Annotated in this window: 18 protein-coding genes; 11 read left to right on the top strand and 7 right to left on the bottom strand. The window is 58.5% G+C overall.

Annotated features, from left to right (window positions below; all coding sequences use genetic code 11):
• Positions 1 to 8 precede the first annotated feature (8 nt).
• From ACL2XJ_RS09140 to ACL2XJ_RS09130, 3 genes are all read right to left on the bottom strand, one after another.
• Entirely contained in the window at positions 9 to 1,112 is a 1,104-nt protein-coding gene (locus tag ACL2XJ_RS09140) for a hypothetical protein (RefSeq protein ID WP_413726307.1), read from the bottom strand.
• Positions 1,113 to 1,199: 87 nt separating this feature from the next.
• Positions 1,200 to 2,156 carry a PDR/VanB family oxidoreductase gene (locus tag ACL2XJ_RS09135; RefSeq protein WP_413726306.1) on the bottom strand — a complete coding sequence of 319 codons (957 nt, stop codon included), beginning with the start codon at positions 2,154 to 2,156 and terminating at the stop codon, positions 1,200 to 1,202.
• Between the two features lie 336 nt (positions 2,157 to 2,492).
• Positions 2,493 to 3,230: a FadR/GntR family transcriptional regulator gene (locus ACL2XJ_RS09130; RefSeq protein WP_413726305.1), complete on the bottom strand. Its 738-nt coding sequence runs from the start codon at positions 3,228 to 3,230 to the stop codon at positions 2,493 to 2,495.
• Positions 3,231 to 3,662: 432 nt separating this feature from the next.
• Here ACL2XJ_RS09130 and ACL2XJ_RS09125 point away from each other — a divergent pair, with 432 nt between their 5' ends.
• From ACL2XJ_RS09125 to ACL2XJ_RS09095, 7 genes are all read left to right on the top strand, one after another.
• Complete coding sequence (locus tag ACL2XJ_RS09125; RefSeq protein ID WP_413726304.1) at positions 3,663 to 4,541, top strand: fumarylacetoacetate hydrolase family protein; 879 nt, start codon at positions 3,663 to 3,665, stop codon at positions 4,539 to 4,541.
• Between the two features lie 173 nt (positions 4,542 to 4,714).
• Positions 4,715 to 5,524 (top strand): ABC transporter permease, encoded by an 810-nt coding sequence (locus ACL2XJ_RS09120; RefSeq protein ID WP_165934180.1) that lies wholly within the window; start codon positions 4,715 to 4,717, stop codon positions 5,522 to 5,524.
• 33 nt (positions 5,525 to 5,557) lie between these two features.
• Positions 5,558 to 6,595: an ABC transporter substrate-binding protein gene (locus ACL2XJ_RS09115; RefSeq protein ID WP_132923895.1), complete on the top strand. Its 1,038-nt coding sequence runs from the start codon at positions 5,558 to 5,560 to the stop codon at positions 6,593 to 6,595.
• 10 nt (positions 6,596 to 6,605) lie between these two features.
• Positions 6,606 to 7,472, top strand: coding sequence for an ABC transporter ATP-binding protein (locus ACL2XJ_RS09110; protein WP_413726303.1), 867 nt, complete (start codon positions 6,606 to 6,608; stop codon positions 7,470 to 7,472).
• 13 nt (positions 7,473 to 7,485) lie between these two features.
• Positions 7,486 to 8,241 carry an ABC transporter permease gene (locus ACL2XJ_RS09105; protein WP_132923897.1) on the top strand — a complete coding sequence of 252 codons (756 nt, stop codon included), beginning with the start codon at positions 7,486 to 7,488 and terminating at the stop codon, positions 8,239 to 8,241.
• Positions 8,242 to 8,268: 27 nt separating this feature from the next.
• Positions 8,269 to 9,237, top strand: a complete 969-nt coding sequence (locus ACL2XJ_RS09100; protein ID WP_413726302.1) for a VOC family protein — start codon at positions 8,269 to 8,271, stop codon at positions 9,235 to 9,237.
• Between the two features lie 2 nt (positions 9,238 to 9,239).
• The gene (locus ACL2XJ_RS09095) at positions 9,240 to 10,070 is read left to right on the top strand and encodes an alpha/beta fold hydrolase (protein ID WP_413726301.1); all 831 of its coding nucleotides are present in this window, start codon (positions 9,240 to 9,242) and stop codon (positions 10,068 to 10,070) included.
• 57 nt (positions 10,071 to 10,127) lie between these two features.
• Here the strand turns inward: ACL2XJ_RS09095 and ACL2XJ_RS09090 are convergent, their stop codons facing one another.
• Positions 10,128 to 10,766 (bottom strand): GntR family transcriptional regulator, encoded by a 639-nt coding sequence (locus ACL2XJ_RS09090; protein WP_132923900.1) that lies wholly within the window; start codon positions 10,764 to 10,766, stop codon positions 10,128 to 10,130.
• A gap of 172 nt (positions 10,767 to 10,938) precedes the next feature.
• Here ACL2XJ_RS09090 and ACL2XJ_RS09085 point away from each other — a divergent pair, with 172 nt between their 5' ends.
• The 3 genes from ACL2XJ_RS09085 to ACL2XJ_RS09075 all read left to right on the top strand — a co-directional run bounded on the left by ACL2XJ_RS09085 (position 10,939) and on the right by ACL2XJ_RS09075 (position 13,272).
• Positions 10,939 to 11,448, top strand: a complete 510-nt coding sequence (locus ACL2XJ_RS09085) for a nuclear transport factor 2 family protein (protein ID WP_413726300.1) — start codon at positions 10,939 to 10,941, stop codon at positions 11,446 to 11,448.
• A complete protein-coding gene (locus tag ACL2XJ_RS09080) occupies positions 11,445 to 11,942 on the top strand; it encodes a VOC family protein (RefSeq protein WP_413726299.1) in 498 nt (165 codons plus the stop codon). The genes ACL2XJ_RS09085 and ACL2XJ_RS09080 overlap by 4 nt, the downstream gene beginning before the upstream one ends.
• A 106-nt stretch (positions 11,943 to 12,048) precedes the next feature.
• Positions 12,049 to 13,272 carry an aromatic ring-hydroxylating oxygenase subunit alpha gene (locus ACL2XJ_RS09075; protein WP_203524439.1) on the top strand — a complete coding sequence of 408 codons (1,224 nt, stop codon included), beginning with the start codon at positions 12,049 to 12,051 and terminating at the stop codon, positions 13,270 to 13,272.
• Positions 13,273 to 13,312: 40 nt separating this feature from the next.
• Here ACL2XJ_RS09075 and ACL2XJ_RS09070 read toward each other — a convergent pair whose 3' ends face one another.
• The 3 genes from ACL2XJ_RS09070 to ACL2XJ_RS09060 form a co-directional block, all read right to left on the bottom strand.
• Positions 13,313 to 14,005, bottom strand: coding sequence for a GntR family transcriptional regulator (locus ACL2XJ_RS09070; protein ID WP_413726298.1), 693 nt, complete (start codon positions 14,003 to 14,005; stop codon positions 13,313 to 13,315).
• Between the two features lie 152 nt (positions 14,006 to 14,157).
• Positions 14,158 to 14,586, bottom strand: coding sequence for a RidA family protein (locus ACL2XJ_RS09065; protein ID WP_132923905.1), 429 nt, complete (start codon positions 14,584 to 14,586; stop codon positions 14,158 to 14,160).
• A gap of 188 nt (positions 14,587 to 14,774) precedes the next feature.
• On the bottom strand, positions 14,775 to 15,155 hold the full coding sequence (locus ACL2XJ_RS09060) for a hypothetical protein (protein ID WP_413726297.1): 381 nt from the start codon (positions 15,153 to 15,155) through the stop codon (positions 14,775 to 14,777).
• A 721-nt stretch (positions 15,156 to 15,876) separates the two neighbouring features.
• Here ACL2XJ_RS09060 and tkt point away from each other — a divergent pair.
• The gene (gene tkt / locus ACL2XJ_RS09055; protein ID WP_413726873.1) at positions 15,877 to 17,853 is read left to right on the top strand and encodes a transketolase; all 1,977 of its coding nucleotides are present in this window, start codon (positions 15,877 to 15,879) and stop codon (positions 17,851 to 17,853) included.
• Positions 17,854 to 17,913: the final 60 nt, after the last annotated feature.

Below are 17,913 nucleotides of genomic sequence, written 5' to 3'. Positions count from 1 at the left end.
GGCGGCGCCTACACCAGCAAAACCTGCCGGTCATTGCTAATAGCCAATACCCGGCCGGTCAATTCCAGCCCCTCATAAGGCGCGCGGTCCGAAGCCTGATTCGGCCAAGGGGCGACGGTTTCCCGGTAATCAGGATCCACCAGCAGCACCCCCTGCGGCACGCGAGTGCCGAAAATCTTCGCCGGCGCCCGGGTTACTTTGGCCAATATGGATTCCAGCGGCCAGGAATAACGTTCGCAAAGGGTAAGCAGCACCGGCAGAAAATGCTGCTGGGTTTGCAAACCCGGCCCGACGGAAACGCCGCTCTGATGCGGCGCGCCATGATCGCTGGAAAGCAAATCCACCTGATCTAAAACGCTGTCCGCCAGGGATTGGATATCCTCCGGCGCACGGGGCGGAGGCAAAACGGTGAGGGATTCCCGCTTACCCTCCCCCAGCGGCAGAAGAAAATGCGGGCTGCTTTGCAGCGTGGCCTGGCGGGCACGGCGCATCACGGCAATCATGCCGGCCGAAACGGCGTGCCGCAGATGCAGCGGCCGGCCCGAAGCATTGGCCACCAGACGCTCAAGGGCTTCGTCGGTAGAGTTCCACACCACCGCCTTAAGCCCCGCCTGCCACACCGCCTCCAGGTTGCGCTCGAAATGCGGATCGTAGGAATATAATTTACACACCGACGGCAGGCACTCTTTCACCTCATCGGCATGTTGCTTGAGCCACTGCGAGAAATCGCGGCTGTCCTCATTCGGCGAGACCGAAAGCACCGGCACGATGGCCGGAAAAAAGCCGGCGCTGTCGTTAACCAGTTCCCGCAGAGTGAAGAGTCTTGCCTGCTGCCAGGGCAGCGCGACGTTCATCTGGCCTATCCCCCCCGCCATGGCGCGGTACAAATCACTCTGACGAACCCCGAACAGCACCATGGGCAAATGGGCATCGGCATCATACAGCGCCGGCAGCACCCACAAATGGCTGCCGTCGATATCCCGCCCTTGCCCTTTCGGCCAGGCATCCGCCCGAAGCAGCGCGCCGCCGGCGGGCCAGCGTAAAGAGTGGCGTAATCCGGTCAGGGGATCGAGTACATCATGCACGGTGGTAAAAAGCCTGTTCTGCGTCATGGCGCTGGATATTCCTTTTGCTGGGTGGCCGGTGCCACAATTGAACGTTCCGCTGCCGACAATGTACCGGCGGCGGCGCAAGGGCCGTTATAAATCCAGGACGAGTTCACCGCTTAACGCGCCGGAACAGCACACCATCATGGTTTGGTTGGCCAGTTTCTCCTCATCCGTCAAAACGCTGTCGCGATGGTCCGGCAGGCCTGAAAGCACCCGGACTTCGCAGGCGCCGCAAATCCCCTGTTCACAGGACGTGGTCATGGCCACGCCGGCGGCACGAAGGGCCGACAATATGGATTGTCCGGGCTTCACCGTCAGGCTGCGGTTACTGCGGGCCAGTTTCACCACAAAACCGCCCGTCAGGGCCGGCGTCTCCTTGGCGGCGAAATATTCCACATGAATATGTTCCTCGGCAAAACCGGCGGCGCGGGCGGCCGTCAAAAAGTCGTCCATCATCGGCACCGGACCGCAGCAGTAGAGATGGGCATTTCTCGAGGTGCCGGCGAGGGTCTGCCCGAAGGAGGGATCGCGCCCGTGTTCATCGCCAAAACGGCAATGACTGTCGGGAAAACAGGCGATCTCTTCAAGAAACGGCGCATGGATACGGGAGCGGCTGGAATAGAAGAACCTGAACGGACGGTTAAGGGCTTGCAGACGGCGGGCCATGCTCAGGATCGGCGTGACGCCGATACCGCCGGCGAACAGCAGCGTTTCCTCCGCCTGCTCGTTAAGTTCAAACAGATTGCGCGGCGGGGTGACGGTAATCACCTGCCCCACCCTGAGCATATCGTGCATATGCCGCGAACCGCCCCGTCCGGCCGGTTCGCGCTTCACGGCGATGGCGTAGCGCTCGGGATGTCTGCTGTCGGTAACCAGGGAATAGGCGCGTTCCCCCAGGTTCGGCAGTTGCAGAGCGATATGCGCGCCGGCGGCGGCGGTCGGCAATGGGGCGCCGTCCAGCGAGGCGAATTCAAACAGGCTGACATGCTCCGTAAGATACGTAACGCGCACCAATCTTACGGCGAGAGTGTCGGGAGAATGGGTCATGTTCAGAACCTCTGCCACCTACGGATAACCAGCTGCACGTCAGTGCCCGGCGATAACTATAGCCTTCGGTCCGAGATGAAATCAACCAATATTGTAATGGTTTGACAAAGTCAGGGAAAAACAGCGGGGAGATTATACAAAATTTAGAGTAAACACGCTGTAACAAGGATAGCGCCAATGCTGCATGCGTAAAGCAGGCAAATTGGCTCAAAATTGGTTTGATTAATGCAAAATTGGTTTTAAAAAAGGTTATACCACCGGCGGGTCCGGGCAAATAAACTGTTCATCATGGCATAGCGGTGGCGGCCCCGCGCCCCGAAGGCGCGCCCGATCTCGCTAGGCCTGTCCGCTGGCCCGCAGCAGATCGGTCTGAACATCGATAAGGTGTTCGCGCATTTGCGACTCGGCTTCATGACGGTTACGATCGAGCAGCGCGTTCACGATGGCCCGGTGCTGCCGGCTATAGTGCTCGCGCCGCTCGGGGGTGGAGGAGCGCTCCTTGAGCTTACCCCAGACCCGTTCGTCCCGCGCCGACTCGAACAATTCGCCGATTTTCACCAACAGCAAATTTTTCGTGCTTTTGATGATGGCCCGGTGCAAACGTCCGTCCCAATGTTCATATTCCAGCGCCGTAGAGGCTTTCAGGGAATTCTCCAGGCAGGCCTGGATTTCATCGAGCTCGGCGGTGGTGGCGCGAATGGCCGCCAGGCCCACGGCGGGAGGCTCCAGGAAAAGCCGCACTTCCATTAAATCGTGCGGGTTCATGTAGCTGTCCATACCGGCGCTGAGGGAAGCAGTACCGGCGGGGGACGAACCGATGAATGTGCCTTTGCCGACATGACGCCAGATAAAGCCTTCCGCATCAAGCTGATCCAGCCCCCGGCGCAAAATCGAGCGCGTAATCCCCAGCGCCTGGGCCAGCTCCCGCTCGGCGGGCAGCCGCGCGCCTTTCGCCAGATCCAGCTGGACCAGGTAGGATTTGATCTGATCGGCAACGGAATGCGTTTTTGTTTTAATCCTGGCGGACGTCGATGCCGAGGATGCTGTCGATTGTGCTTCCATAGCGGGTTTCATAGGGATCTCCTTCAGAGCCGGCCGACGGCCCGGCGGGTTTGCCAGGGGACGTGAACCCTGCGGTACGGGAATGGTGGAAAACAGGCCGATATGGATTGGTTACCCATTGGAACAACCAACGGCGGCCCGAAACGTAGATTAGGATACCATATCCTGATTACGGAGCGCTAAATATGAATCAGTTCCCCCTTGTTTTGCGCCATTGAAGAAGAGTATTGCCTTCAAAAGGTGCAAAAGGCTATTGGTGGCGGCAGTTGATGGGCTGATTCAGTGCGTGCGCCCGCGCAATCCGCCGGTTTGCCAAGGGGAATAGCCAATTTCAGCCCAATTAAGTCAATTATGCAGTCCAATTCAATATTGGTTGAATATGGGTGCCGGAAGGTCTAGGCTGTCATTTCTCGTTACAGAGATCATAGAGGAGAAAAACCAATCATGAAATTGGTGAGTTATGCCTTGGAAGGAGTGGTGCGGGTCGGCCGCCTTAATGCCGCCGGCACCGCGGTACAGGCTTTTCCCGGTGAGGCGGGCAGCGATATGCTGCATCTGATCCGGCGGTTTGCACAGATAGATAACCCCGACGAAGACCATGGCGACTGGGTGGCGCTGGACCGGATACAGCTGCTGGCCCCGATTCCCCGCCCGGCGCGCAATATTCTATGCGTCGGTAAAAACTACCATCAGCACGCCGTGGAGTTCCAGGCCAGCGGGTTTGATGCCAGCGCCAGCGAAAACACCCCTGAATTCCCCGTCATTTTTACCAAGGCGCCGTCGTCGGTCATCGGCCCCGAGATGGCCATACCCGCCTATCTCGACTACAGCGAATCCACGGATTACGAGGGTGAACTGGCGGTGGTAATAGGGCGGGGCGGCCGTAATATCGCCAAAGCTGACGCCCTTACCCATGTGTTCGGCTATACCATCGTAAATGACGTGACGTCCCGCACCCTGCAACAGACCCATCGCCAATGGTTCCTGGGCAAAAGCCTGGACGGCTACTGCCCGATGGGGCCTGCCATTGTCACGGCGGACGAAATCCCGGCCCCGGATCAATTGCAGCTTAAAACCTGGGTCAACGGCGAGCTGCGGCAGCATGCCGGCGTTGCCGACCTGATTTTCGATATCCCCACGCTGATTGAAACCATCAGCCGAACCATGTCCCTTGAGAGCGGCGATATCATCGCCACCGGCACCTGCGCCGGGGTCGGAATCGGTTTCACCCCACCCCGATTCCTGCGTCACGGCGACCGTGTGGAGATTGAGATTCAGCCTATCGGTAGGTTAGTCAATCCCGTTTTAGCCTTGCGCGAGTAAGGTAAGTACAAAAAACAGACTGCTTCTGTCTGTAAAGCCGCCGAAATTGGAGCGGCTTTTGCATAAATTTCAAAATATCCAAAATTTTATCCGAAATTGCATTAAGCCGGTGCAAACCGCCACGGGCGAAAAAAATGCAGTTTTTTGGACGTAACGGGACAAGGGGGATTTTTATGGCCGCAAGAGAAGTACCCGCGCCGCCGCCCGCCGGCACAAAAGTCATCGGCCGCGGAGCCGGTCGGGCCGCCGCCGGACTTATCCGGATGATATGGCCTTACTGCCTGATCATCCTGCTGTGGCAGTGTTGGCTGGTGCTGGACGATGTTCCCGCGCTTATTGCCCCCTCCCCCCTGCAAACCTTGGCCGGGACGGTGACCGGATTCGCCCAATACCTGCCCGACCTGCTGACCACCCTGATGGTCATCGGTACGGGCTTGGGCCTGGGAATGCTGCTAGGCATCACGGTGGCCTCCCTCAGCTGGTTTTCTCCCATGCTGTCGGGGGTATTGACGCCGCTGACCATTTTGCTCAATACCTTGCCGTCCATCGCCCTGATTCCCATCGTCGCGTCGATATTCGGCTACACCCTTTACACCATCATCGTCATCGCCGCGCTGATTTCCTATTTTCCGGCCTTTGTGCTGACGCGCTCCGGCCTGGACAGCATACCGCCGGGGGCCGCGGATTTGCTCCACGTGCTGGGGGCCGGCAAACGCCGGCATTATCTGCACGTGGCCTTACCTGCCGCGGTGCCGAACATCATCACCGCGCTGCGCATCAGCGCCATGCTCAGCGTGGTGGGCGCGCTGACCGCCGAGTGGCTGCTGGGCACCCGCGGCCTGGGCTACCGGCTGGCAAAAGCGCAACAGATTATGGATACCGACCAGGCCTGGCAAGTCAGCCTGATCGGCGTAGTGCTATCGCTGGTGATCTTCGGTATCGCAAGCGGGTTGGAAAGAAAAGTGAGCATGAAGTTTCGTTAATTCCCTGCACAGATATTATAAAGAGGAAAAAAAATGAAAGAAGGTCACATCAGCCGTCGCCGTTTACTCACCGCCGCCGGCGCAGGCATTACCATCGCATCGCTGTTCGGCCCCGGCGTCGTCCTTGCCGCCGTCGGCAATACGGTCTCATTGCAGCTGAACTGGATCCCGAGCGTGGATTTCGCCGGCTTTTATATCGCCGACGCCTTGGGTTATTACAAACAGGAAGGCATCAGCGTGAAGTTCCTGCCCGGCGGCCCCAATATGCAGGGCGTAGAGCAGGTCGTGGCCGGCGGCGCCGGTACCGCCGGCTTGCCGACCTTTCTCACCAGCACTATCAATGCTGTTCAGCACCAGGCCAAGCTGACGGTCATCGGCTCCGTATTCCAGACTTCGCCCCTGGCCCTCATCAGCCTGCAAAGCCTGCCGCTGAACAGCGCCAAGGATTTGGTGGGCAAGCGGATCGGCGCCGCCCAAGGACGTCAGCGCGAGCTTGACGCCGTATTCAAAATCAATGGCCTGCCGGCCAACGGCTATACCTTTGTGCCCATCGGCTATGACTCCACACCGCTGACCAAAGGCAGCGTTGACATCATCAGCGTGTTCGCCACCTCCGAACCGGTGACGCTGGCGGAACAGGGGGTGAAAACCAATATGATCCTGTTCGCCGCTATGGGACTGCCCACCTATACCAGCCCGATTGTGGTCAGCAGCGACGCCATCGCCAAAAACCGCAAAGTCATTCTCGGCTTCCTGCGCGGCAGTATCAAAGGCTGGGAAATGAATGCCAAAGATCCCACCCTGGCGCCGAAACTGGTGGCGGAACGCTACGCCGGCTCCATGAAAATCGACCAGCCCCATCAGCTCCGGGTCAATCAGGCCATGGTTCCGCTGACGCAAAGCGATTTGACCCGCGACAAAGGCATGCTCTGGATCGACAAGACCAAAATCAGCGGCCCCATTTATGCGGCGCTGCGCGCGGCCGGCGAAACCCAACTGCCCGCGGTGGATAGCTATGTGGATACCAGCCTGCTCGAAGAGGTCTTCGGCAATCGGACCCAATTACTCTAAGAGACACGCCATGCAGCTTTCATCAACCTCTACGGCGGCGACCGCCGGGACGCCGGCTGAAGAAATCATACCGGCGCAACAGCCCGCGTCCGGGCAGCATGCGCTGGTGGATCTCAAGCAGGTTTCCAAGCGGTTTGCCAGCGGCGGCGGCGAATTCACCGCGCTGGATAATGTCGATCTGCACATCGGTAAATATGAATTCGTCGCGCTGATTGGCCCGTCGGGCTGCGGTAAATCCACCATTCTGCGCCTTATCGCAGGCCTTGAGACCCCAAGCGGCGGGAAACTGGTGATGGACGGCTGCGACGGACCGGGAGAGTTCATCAAAAACAACCGATTAGGCGTGGCCTTTCAGGACCATGCCCTGCTGCCCTGGCTTTCCGCTTGGGACAATGTGGCGCTGCCCTGCAAAATCACCGGATATAAAGTGAATGAACAGCGCATCGCCTGGCTGCTCAATCTGATGGGCCTGACCGGCTTCGAGAAATCCCGGCCGAAACAGCTTTCCGGCGGCATGCGCCAGCGGGTAGCCATTGCACGGTCCCTGATTTTGCGGCCGGAATTGCTGCTGCTGGACGAGCCGTTCGGCGCATTGGACGCGGTGACGAGACGGCGGCTGAATATTGAATTACAGGCGCTGTGGAGCGCCGAACGGCTGACGACGTTATTGGTCACCCACTCGGTGGAAGAGGCCATTTTTCTCGCCGATCGGGTCATTGTGATGTCGCCCCGTCCGGGCCGGGTGCGGATGGAAAGGCGCATACCTTTCCAGCGCCCGCGCCAGCCGGAGATCATGCGCAGCCCGCAGTTTCATGCGTTGTCCGATGAATTGACCCTGGCGCTGGATGAGCTGGAAGCCGGGGAGGATTTATGTTGACTGAGGTGCCGACATGACGACTCGCCTGTTACGGCGCCAGCGGCTGTATGCTTTAGCCGGGGCCTTCATTTTGCTGGCGTTATGGGAAGCCGGCGGCCGATCGTCATGGCTGCGCGGGGTGATACCGCCGCTGAGCGAGGTTATCGGGCAATTTCTGGCGCCGGAAAACCACGCGGTGTTCCTTGATGCGCTGCTGCACACCGCCGACAGCGCATTTCGCGGCTATTTTATCGGCATCCTTATCGGCACGCTGCTGGCGGTCCTGGCCCAGCTGGGCCATTGGCTCAGGCCGGGTATCACCCGGCTGGCGGCCATTATCAACGCAACGCCGGTGATAGCCCTGGGGCCGGTACTGCTGGCGACGATGGAACGCCAGGATCTCCCCATCGCGGTGGCCGCCTTTTTTGTCTTTTTCAGCGTATTTATCGCCACATTGTCCGGTTTCGCCGAGGTCAACCAGGCCCATTACGATCTGTTCGCGGTATTGGACTGCCCCGGCAACAAACGATTTTTTCATCTGGAACTGCCGGCATGCCTGCCGACGTTTATGTCCGGCCTGAAAGTGGCGGCGCCGGCCGCCATGGTGGGGGCCATTTTCGGCGAATGGTTCGGGCTGGATCAGGGTATCGGCCCGCTGCTGATTTCCGCCATGCAAAGCGACAGCATCGCCCTGCTGTGGGCCGCGACGCTGATGGCCGGCGGTTTCGGCATCCTGCTGTTTTTGGTGATGTCGGCCTTGGAAAAAAGCGTCGTCGCCCGCTTCCGGTAATGTCCGGGTAATTGATTGGAGAGAAAAATGTCCGCAAATACAGCACTTTTCCGCCCCGACCGCTTCGCCCATGCGAATATTTTTGTGGCGGATGTGAATGAGTCCGTAGCGTTCTACCGGGATGTCTGCGGCCTGACCGAAGTCTTTCGCGAACCCGGCATCAAGGCGGGATTCCTCAGCAACGGCGCCACCCATCACGACATGGGATTAATGCAGGTTTCCAGCGCCCCGCTGATCGGCCGGGACGGCAGCGTACAGAACACCATGGTTCGCGGCCGGCAGCCCGGCCTCAATCATATCGCTTTTCACGTCTGCAGCGAGGCGTCGCTTATCGAGGCCTACCGCAACGCCGAACGTTTTAATATCGCAGTGGAAAAGGCGCTGGATCACGGCATGTCCCGCAGCCTGTATCTCTACGATCCGGACGGCAACGCCGTGGAGTTCTATATCGACAGCGTGCCCGATTGGCGCGGTTTTTATGCCGAAAACCAAAATAACCTGATCAGCGCCCGCTGGGATCCGCTGACAACGCCGCCTTTCCCGGCCTTTGAGCCTTTGCCCCGGCTAGACACCCGGGTGGACGGCGCGGCCCTCCAGTCGATGGAGATCTGCGGCGGGACATTTTTTGTCGCCGATTTGCCGCGCTCACTGGATTTCTATCGGCGCATCGCCGGTCTGGAGCTTATCAGCCGGAGCGGGGAGGCGGCGCTATTGGGTCTGCCCGGGCAACAACATGCCTGCGTGGCCCTGGTGGCGGCGGGAAGGGATGAGCAGGCGGGACTGCACTCCCTGTGGTTTTTAATCGCCCCCCAATCCTTTCTGCTCTCCCAGCCGGCCATGCCGGCGGGGATGGCTCGGCAAACCCGGCAGGAAGGCGCCCGCTGTTTTGCCCGCGACCCGAACGGCATCTATCTCGCGTTTTATACCGGCGCCGCCCTCCTGCCCCGAAAAGCTTCCCGCGCCGACGCATTGGCCTGCCTGCGCGAGGAGGCCTGACCATGCATATCCAATTTTTGACGGCGGGGGGCATCCGCACCCGGGTGATTGAATCGGGTCGCGGAGAACCGCTGCTGTTATTGCATCCGGTGGGGTTTTCCGCCGATGTCTGGCTGCGTAACCTGGCCGACCTGGGGGCACGGCGGCGCGTTTGCGCGCCGGATCTGCTCGGCCATGGCTTTACCGATCTGTATGACGATCGCGGCGATATCGGCCATGCCGCCCTAATGACGCATCTGGAGGCGCTGGTGGACCGGCTGGACTTTGAACAGTTCTCCATTGTCGGCAGCTCATTCGGCGCCCAGCTTGCCCTGCTGCTCGGCTTACGTATGCCGGCGCGGATAAAGCGCCTGGTGGTGGTGGGCAGCGGCACCGCGCTGCAAACCGAAGCCGAAACCGTGGCAACCCTGGGCAAGACCCTGGCCAACGGCAGCAGCGCCTTTGATACCGCCACCTGGGACAGTTGCCGGCAGCGCCTGGCGAATCTCTGTTTTGACGGAACGCTGGATTTCGACCCGCTGATTTTGAGCCAATTAACGGCCTATGCCAGGGAAGGCGCCGCCCAGGCTTATAAATCGCTGCTGGCGGCCATGCTGGATGTAAATCGGGCACGGCCCTTCCGGGTCGCCGAACGGCTCAATGAGGTCGCCGCCCCCACCCTGCTGCTGTGGGGACGCCAGGATCCCCGTGCCAGCCATGCCCGCGCCGAAGCCGCGGTGGCATGTTTCCCCAGGGCGCGGCTGCACACCCTTGAACGGTGCGGACATTTGCCTTTTTACGAGCATCCCGGCGAATTCAACCGCATCGTAAGCCGGTTTCTCGACGCGCTTTAGCGCCGCGGCATCGGCAGGACGCCGGCCACCGCCGCTCCTAGGTGCGCCTTAGCGGACTCAGCGCTGCAGCATCGGCAGAACGTTGGCCACCGTCGCCTCGAGGTGCGCCTGGGTGACGGCGGCGGCGCGGTCGCCGTCAGCGGCGCGGATAGCGTCCAACAGGGCGGCGAAGGCTTGATCGGTGAAAGGCCGGTTCAGCCCGCTTACCAGTATGCCGACATAGGGTTCGGCGCGCAGCGTCAGACCGCGGATGGTGTCCGCCAGCGTTCGGTTGCCGGAAGCGGAATAAAAGGTATAGCGGAATTCATGATTAAGGCGGATCAACTGCCAGGGCGTGGTGGTGGCGGTCATCTCATGCACGATGCGATCCACGTCCAGCAGCGCTTCCGGCGTCATGTTGCGGGTCGCCAATCGGGCCGCCGCCGGCTCCAGCAGCAGGCGGGTAGCGTAAATTTCCTCAAGCTCCGCCACGGTGGGTTTATAAACCACGGTGCCTTTGTGGGGATGGTTAATCACCAGACCCTCGGCTTGCAGGATGATAATCGCTTCCCGCAGCGGTGTGCGTGAAACGCCCAGACGGACCGAAAGTTCTTCCTGACGCAAGGTTTCGCCGGCACCGATTTCGCCGCTGATGATCAGTTCCCGGATGCGCTCGGTTGTCCGCCCGGTGGCCGTTTGCCTTTTCGAAGTCTTCATAGGTTGTTTTTCTTATATCGCTGAAAAAAGAAAGTTAAAAGTTTCATGTCCGGCAAGGAAATCTAGCATGTCATACGCATTTTCCAATATCCACTTTTGCCTGTTGACAGTGATAAATCACCGGCGCATATTGTATTTTATATTGTATCCAAAATAATATCCAAAGAACATCATGCCCATTGACAGAAACCTGACCGGTGACGAACAGTCTTTGCTACAGCGCCTGGACGCCCTGGAATCCCAAGATGCCATCCGCCGTTTGAAAGCGGACTATATGCAGGCTTGCGACGATAAGCTCGGGCGGGCGGTGGCCGATTTGTTCTGGCCGGACGGTATCTGGGAAAGCGAGGCGCAGGGAACGGCCAACAAGGTTACCGGCCATGACGCCATTGCCGATATGTTCGAGGCCAGCCCGCGCCGGCTCTCTTTTACCACTCATTATTTAATGAACGAATCTATATACGTCGCCGGCGAACGGGGCCGCGGCAGTTGGAAACTTCTTGAACCCTGCATATTTCAGGACCGGATGGCGCTGTGGATGGGCGGCCGCTATGACGATGTGTTTGAGCGCCGTAACGGCGTCTGGCGTTTCAGGCATCTCAAGCTCTATATCGAGTTCCGCACGCCTTATGAGGCGGGCTGGCTGAAAGAACGCTTCGCCGCGCTGGACGATAAAACATGAAGCCCGGCACTCCGCAGCCGCTCGCCGCGCCGGTGCTGTCATGCGGCAGGGTGGATCACGTCGCCCTCACCGTCCCGGATCTGGACGCGGCGACGGCGTTCTTTACCCAAGTCCTGGGAGCGCGCGAATTATATCGCCGCCATTACCTGCCCGGTGCGGACAACGCGGCGTCAATGGCGGAACGCTTCAATACGCACCCTGAGGCCGCCTGCCGCCTGGCCAAGCTCGATTTCCTGGGCACGGCGCTGGAATTATTCGAATACCGGGCGCCGGACCTGAACCGGGCCATGCCGAGGAACTGTGACGCCGGCGGCGCCCATCTGGGCATCACCGTGCACAATCTCCCGCAGGCGCTGGCGGCCCTGCGGCAGGTGCCGGGGGTAAAAATTCTCGGCGAACCCTCGGTCATCGGTCCGGATCATCCCTTGGCGGGCCGCCGCTGGGTTTATTTTCTGACGCCCTGGGGATTGCAGATGGAATTGGTATCGCCCTGATCATAAAGGCCGAACCCTTTGATGTTGATTCGCTGTGGGGTTGCAGCATTTACCAACAACCCATCCCGATGTCACTCATGACAACTCATTATTGCCGGAGGTAGCTGTGGGCATTAAACAAACTCAATCAGATGTGAATATCGATGAACTGCTCAAAATGATGGAAGCGTCCATTAAAGATTTCACCCAGGCACGTTCGCTGCCAAGTGAATTCTATACCTCAGAGGCGTTTTTCGAATTCGAAAAGCAGGCGGTTTTTTCCAAAAGCTGGCTGGCTTTGGGCCATCAAAACCAGATTCCCAATCCGGGAGATTATTTCACCGTTGAAATCATCGACGAACCGCTGCTGGTGGTACGGCAAAACGACGGCTCCATCAAGGTGTTGTCCGCCATCTGCCAGCATCGCGGCCATCCGCTGATACGTGACTGCGCGGAGGAAAAAACCGGTAACTGCGTCACCTTCAGCTGCCCTTACCATGCCTGGTCCTATCGCCTGGACGGTAAACTGCGCGCGGCGCCGGAAATGGGCATGACCATTCCCATTACCCAGCAGCGTGAAGATACCGCGCTGCCGGAGCTCAAGATGGAGCTGTTCCACGGCTTTATTTTCGCCAACTTCGATATGAACGCCGCGCCGCTGGCGCCGACCCTGGCGAAAGCCGACGAAGAGCTGCGGCACTATAATTTCGCCGACATGCAGGTGATGCCGACCCTGGCGCACCAGAATTATCCCTGGAACTGGAAAATCACGCTGGAAAACGGCCTGGAACCCTATCACACCTCCTATGTGCACAAGGGATTCCATGAAATAGCCCCGGCGGAAAACGCCCGTTTCTCCGAATGGGACGACTGGCAGGAGGGTGAAAATTACTTAACCCACTCCACCTACTTTGAAGGTATGCGCCAGGATGCGGCCTTTAACCCGAGCCAGAAAGCGCAGTTCCCGATTCTAAAGGATCTTACCGACGAAGAGCGGCGCCGAACGATTTTTTCCTCGGTTCCCCCCACGCTGTTCTTCTGTCTGCTGCCGGACCAGGCGTTCACCTTCCGGGTGTTTCCCCGTTCGGTGGGTTCCATCGATCTATTGATTAACTTCTACTATCCGAAGGAAACCACCGAACTGCCCAATTTTGACTGGATGCGCAAAGTACAGATTTCCTCAACGGAAACCTTCGGCGAGCAGGATGAAGAGACCAATATGACCATGCAGAAGGCCTTTAAATCCCGCTTCGCCCCCCGCGGCCGCTATTCCCATCTGGAAAAAATCCTGCCGGAATTCAACCGCTGGCTGTATGAAACCTATAGCCGTCATCTTAAGAAGGCGAGCTGAATCAGGAAGGGGGACGATGAGTCCCTTTCTTCGGGGACGTCTATTGCCAGCGTGGCAGCCCGCGCAGCAGTCGATCGCGGGTATGTTCGGAATGTTCCCGGATCAGCCGGATCAGCCGGTCCTTATCGCCGGAGACAAACGCCAGGGTCAGTTCGGCATGTTCCCTTTGGGCCTGGTTAAGATCCCCCGTCAACCGGACCTCGGCGCGTATATAGGCCTCCAGCGCACCTCGCGACTGGGCCAGCGCTTTCATATGGTGCGGACAGCGGGCCGGCAGCAGCATGGCGTCATGAAAGCGCAGGTTCAAATCGAACCAGCGGGTTCTGTCGGCGGCTTCCGCCTGCTCCGCCAGCAGCGCCATGTCGTCGAGAATGGATTGGACCCGCTGCTCATCGGCCTTGGTTTTCAGCACGATGGAGCGGGCCACCAGGTCCGTTTCCAATAAAATACGCAAATCAAACACATTGCATATTTCTGTGGGATCCAGTTTCACCACCGCATAACCGCGCCGGGGATACAGCACCACGATGCCCTCGGACTCCAAACGGGGCAGCGCCTCCCGCAGCGGATTGCGGCTGACGCCCAACTGGGCGGCCACTTCTTCCTGGCGCAGCATGGCGCCGGGGGCATAGACGCCGTTGAGAATCGCATCACGCAGTTTTCGGTAGACTATTTCCGGCAACGACATCGGCTCCGGCATTGCGGACCCGCCGGCGAGCATCACTGAGGGCATGTTGTTATTCCGTCATCAATTCATTTGTCATAGGCCGCCCCAGCCCGGAGCTATCGCACCGCGGCATCCGGAATATCGCTGTTTATCGGCCCCGCCAATTGCAACAGTGTACTATTCCATGCCTTTCCTGTCCGCCGGGAATTATTTCAATCTCACCGTAAATCTTCAGCGCTTTTGCAGGCAATGGCCTCCACTTCAAGCAAAAAGTCCTCTTTCACCAGCCGGTTCACCACCAGCAAGGTATTGGGGGGAAACAGATCGCCGGAAAAAAAACGGGGAAAGTGCTCGGCGCGCAGCCGCATAAACAATTCAATATGCTGTGAGTGCACCATAAAGGTGGTGAATTTGACGATATCCCGCCAGCCCAGACCCAAGCCCTTCAGCACCGCCTCAAGATTGGCGAACACCTGGATAAACTGAGCGGCGAAGTCTCCCTTCCCGGCAACGCCGCCATCCTCCGCCACGGAGAGCTGACCGGCCAGATAATACATCGTGCCGGTGCTCACCCGCGTCGCGTGGGAATAGAGTCCTTGCGCCGGGCAGGCGCCTTCGGGATTGAGATAGACCGGGGCGGTGTTCATTGAAATCCTCTTTTAATCACATTAATAGGCAATTATTTTATACAATATCTCATTTTTGTATAATGTATGCAATGTGATTTCCGCCGGACTTCACCCGCCCCCTTTCGCCATGGCTAACCGGTGATTCATTTTTTCACCAGCCACGCACCACTGGGATTTGCCGGCGCAGGATTCGCCCCCTCCCATTGTTAGACGTTGTGGCGGGTTAACGGCAATGCGGGATTTCGTCCTCCACGGGCGGAGCCAGGAGCCCGCGCCCGTTGAGGGGGAGAATGCTCAACCGGACGGGAGACGGCGCGGGATACCCTGGCGGTATTAAACGGAGCGGCGACGGGGGACGGGCGTTGACTAAGGCAGGGACAGTGCAATAACGGCGCGGCCTGCCCGGCGGCCCTGAGCCTTTCACGTATACCCGGCATGCAATTCACCGCGGGAATATACTCCGGTACAGCCCTGGCGGCATATTCTCCGGGTAAAGCATAACCGACATTGATTAACGGCATCATCACTCGCTGCAGCGGGACGAAGTGACTGCCCATGACCGGGTAGTAATATAACGGCATATTCATTGTATTATATTGACCCGGCCGCGGGTAAACAGGTAATACATATGGCTGATAATAAGAATGTAGATAGCCCCTATAGTCCATTATTACGCTCCTTGAGACAGCGTTGTTATTGATAGATACCGTTCACGCTTACAATGAAAAAATTAAAATATTAACAATAATCATTTTATGAAAATTAATATATTTTTCCTTCACTGCTATATATTCCTTCGGTAACAGGCAAAAATAACAATTAATATTATTGCGGTAAAGGCGTATGGGAAGCCGCATCTTTATTTTATTGATAACCAAAAAGACTACCGATGCCGGCTCCGTTCGTCGCAAAAGGGAAGTCACCGTCCCGAAAGCCGCCAGGTGATGACCGAAGAGCGGCGTGAACCGACGTCTTACGCTATTATGTAGAACAGAGAACCATCAGATGCCGTGGTATCAATACCTTTCCCACTAAGCTGTTGATCGTCGTAGTAACTTGCGGGCAGCACATGGGGCCAATGCCGAGCAAAACGATAGACGGTCCGCTCGGCCTAATCTCCGCTGGATGGGATGCCGTCGCTCCACCGGTCAGGATGCCGTTGTCTTACGCCTTGCGCTTACCCATTTACTCGATGATGAACGCTAAACGTCAATGACATAAGAGGGTATAACGATGACAGAACAACCTTCCGGAACACCAACAGCGCCGAAAAGCGTACCGGCGCCTCGTGACCGGCACCTTCGCGATATGGCGGACTGTATCCGGTTTCTTTCCATGGATGCTGTACAAAAGGCGAAAAGCGGCCATCCCGGCGCGCCCATGGGTATGGCCGACATCGCCACCGTCCTGTTCAAAGAATTCATGCAGTTCGATGCCGCGGACCCGCACTGGCTGGACCGCGACCGCTTCGTGCTCTCCAACGGCCACGGATCGATGCTGCTCTATAGCCTGTTGTATTTGACGGGTTATGCGGACATGCCGATAGAGGAACTGGAGCGTTTCCGCCAGGTAGGGAGCAAGACGCCGGGCCATCCTGAATACCGGCATGCGGATGGGATTGAGCTGACCACCGGGCCGCTGGGCCAGGGCATTGCGGAATCGGTCGGCATGGCGCTGGGCGAACGCATCATGAATGCAACCTTCGGCGATGACCTGGTTAACCACTACACTTACGTTTTTCTCGGTGACGGCTGTTTGATGGAGGGGATCAGCCAGGAGGCTATCTCCCTGGCGGGCCACCTCAAGCTAGGCCGCCTTATTGCGTTTTGGGATAACAACTCCATCTCCATTGACGGCGCCACCAGCCTGTCGGTCTCTGACAATGAGATTGAACGTTTCCGCGCGTCAGGCTGGTACGTATTGGAAATCGACGGCCATGATACCGACGCCATCCGCAACGCCATCACCACGGCTCGTGGGATAGAAGATCAACCCACCTTGATTGCCTGCAAGACCATCATCGGTTTTGGCTTCCCTACCAAGGCCGGGACCCAGAAAGCCCATAGCGATGCTCCCGGCGAGGAAGAAATCGCCGGCGCCCGTAAAATCCTCGGCTGGGATTCACCGCCGTTCGTGATCCCGGAGGAGTTGTTAAAAGAGTGGCGCGCCATCGGCGAAAAAGGCCGGACCGCCCGGATGGCCTGGGCGGAACGCGTGAAAAATACGCCTGAGGATCTGCGCAGGGAGTTCGAACGCCGCACCCGCGGTGAGCTGCCGGTAAACTGGAAAGCCGCCATCGCCGCCGCGCGTGAAGAATTCATCAAAAGCGGAGCCGACATGGCCACCCGCCAAGCCAGCGGTGCCGTGCTTAATCATCTGTTCGATGCGATACCGGAAATGCTGGGAGGGTCGGCGGATCTGACGCCGTCAAACAATACCAAAGCGAAAAATCAGGTGGAGATCACCCCCGGTCACTATGATGGCTCGTATATCCATTACGGCGTGCGCGAGCACGGCATGGCCGCGGCCATGAACGGTTTGGCGCTGCATGGCGGTTTAATCCCCTACGGCGGCACGTTTCTTTGCTTCTCCGACTATTGCCGACCGGCCATCCGGCTGGCGGCGATGATGCGTATACGCACAATTTTTGTCATGACCCATGATTCCATCGGGCTGGGGGAAGACGGACCGACGCATCAGCCCGTTGAGCATCTGGCGGCGCTTAGGGCGATTCCCCATCTGGGCGTATACCGGCCGGGGGATCCGGTGGAAACCGCCGAATGTTGGGAACTGATCCTGGAGCAGCCGCGCCGCGCCGCCCTTATCGCGCTGTCCCGGCAGCCCATGCCGTTGTTGCGAAAAGAAGCCGGGACCGAAAACAAATCGGCCCGGGGCGCCTACGTTCTGCTGGAGGCCCAGGGCGGACCCCGTCAGCTGACCCTGATAGCAACGGGCTCGGAACTGCATCTTGCCGTTGAGGCGCGGGAAATAATGCAAAAAGAAGGCGTGCCCACCGCCGTGGTCTCCATGCCGTGCCGGCTGCTTTTTGAAGAGCAGGATCGCCAATACCAAAAATCGGTATTAGGGGATACGGCGGCCAGAGTCGCCATCGAGGCGGCGGTTGAACTGGGCTGGGAAAGGTACATCGGCTTTGAAGGCAAATTCGTCGGCATGCACGACTTCGGCGAATCGGGCAAGATTCAAGACGTGTACGCCAAGTTCGATATCACGACCGATGCCATCGTGCGCACCGCCCGCGAGGTGGTAGCCGGCGTCAAGGGTTAACCACCCAAAGCAAAAAGGCCGCCCTCGGCAATGAGGGGGCCTGAGCTTATTGACAAACTG

The sequence above is a fragment of the Sodalis sp. RH16 genome, assembly GCF_047324245.1.
GTDB classification, from domain to species: domain Bacteria; phylum Pseudomonadota; class Gammaproteobacteria; order Enterobacterales; family Enterobacteriaceae; genus Acerihabitans; species Acerihabitans ligni.
The sequence above is the reverse complement of the archived record's forward strand: the minus strand, read 5'-3'. Positions and strand labels throughout refer to the sequence as shown.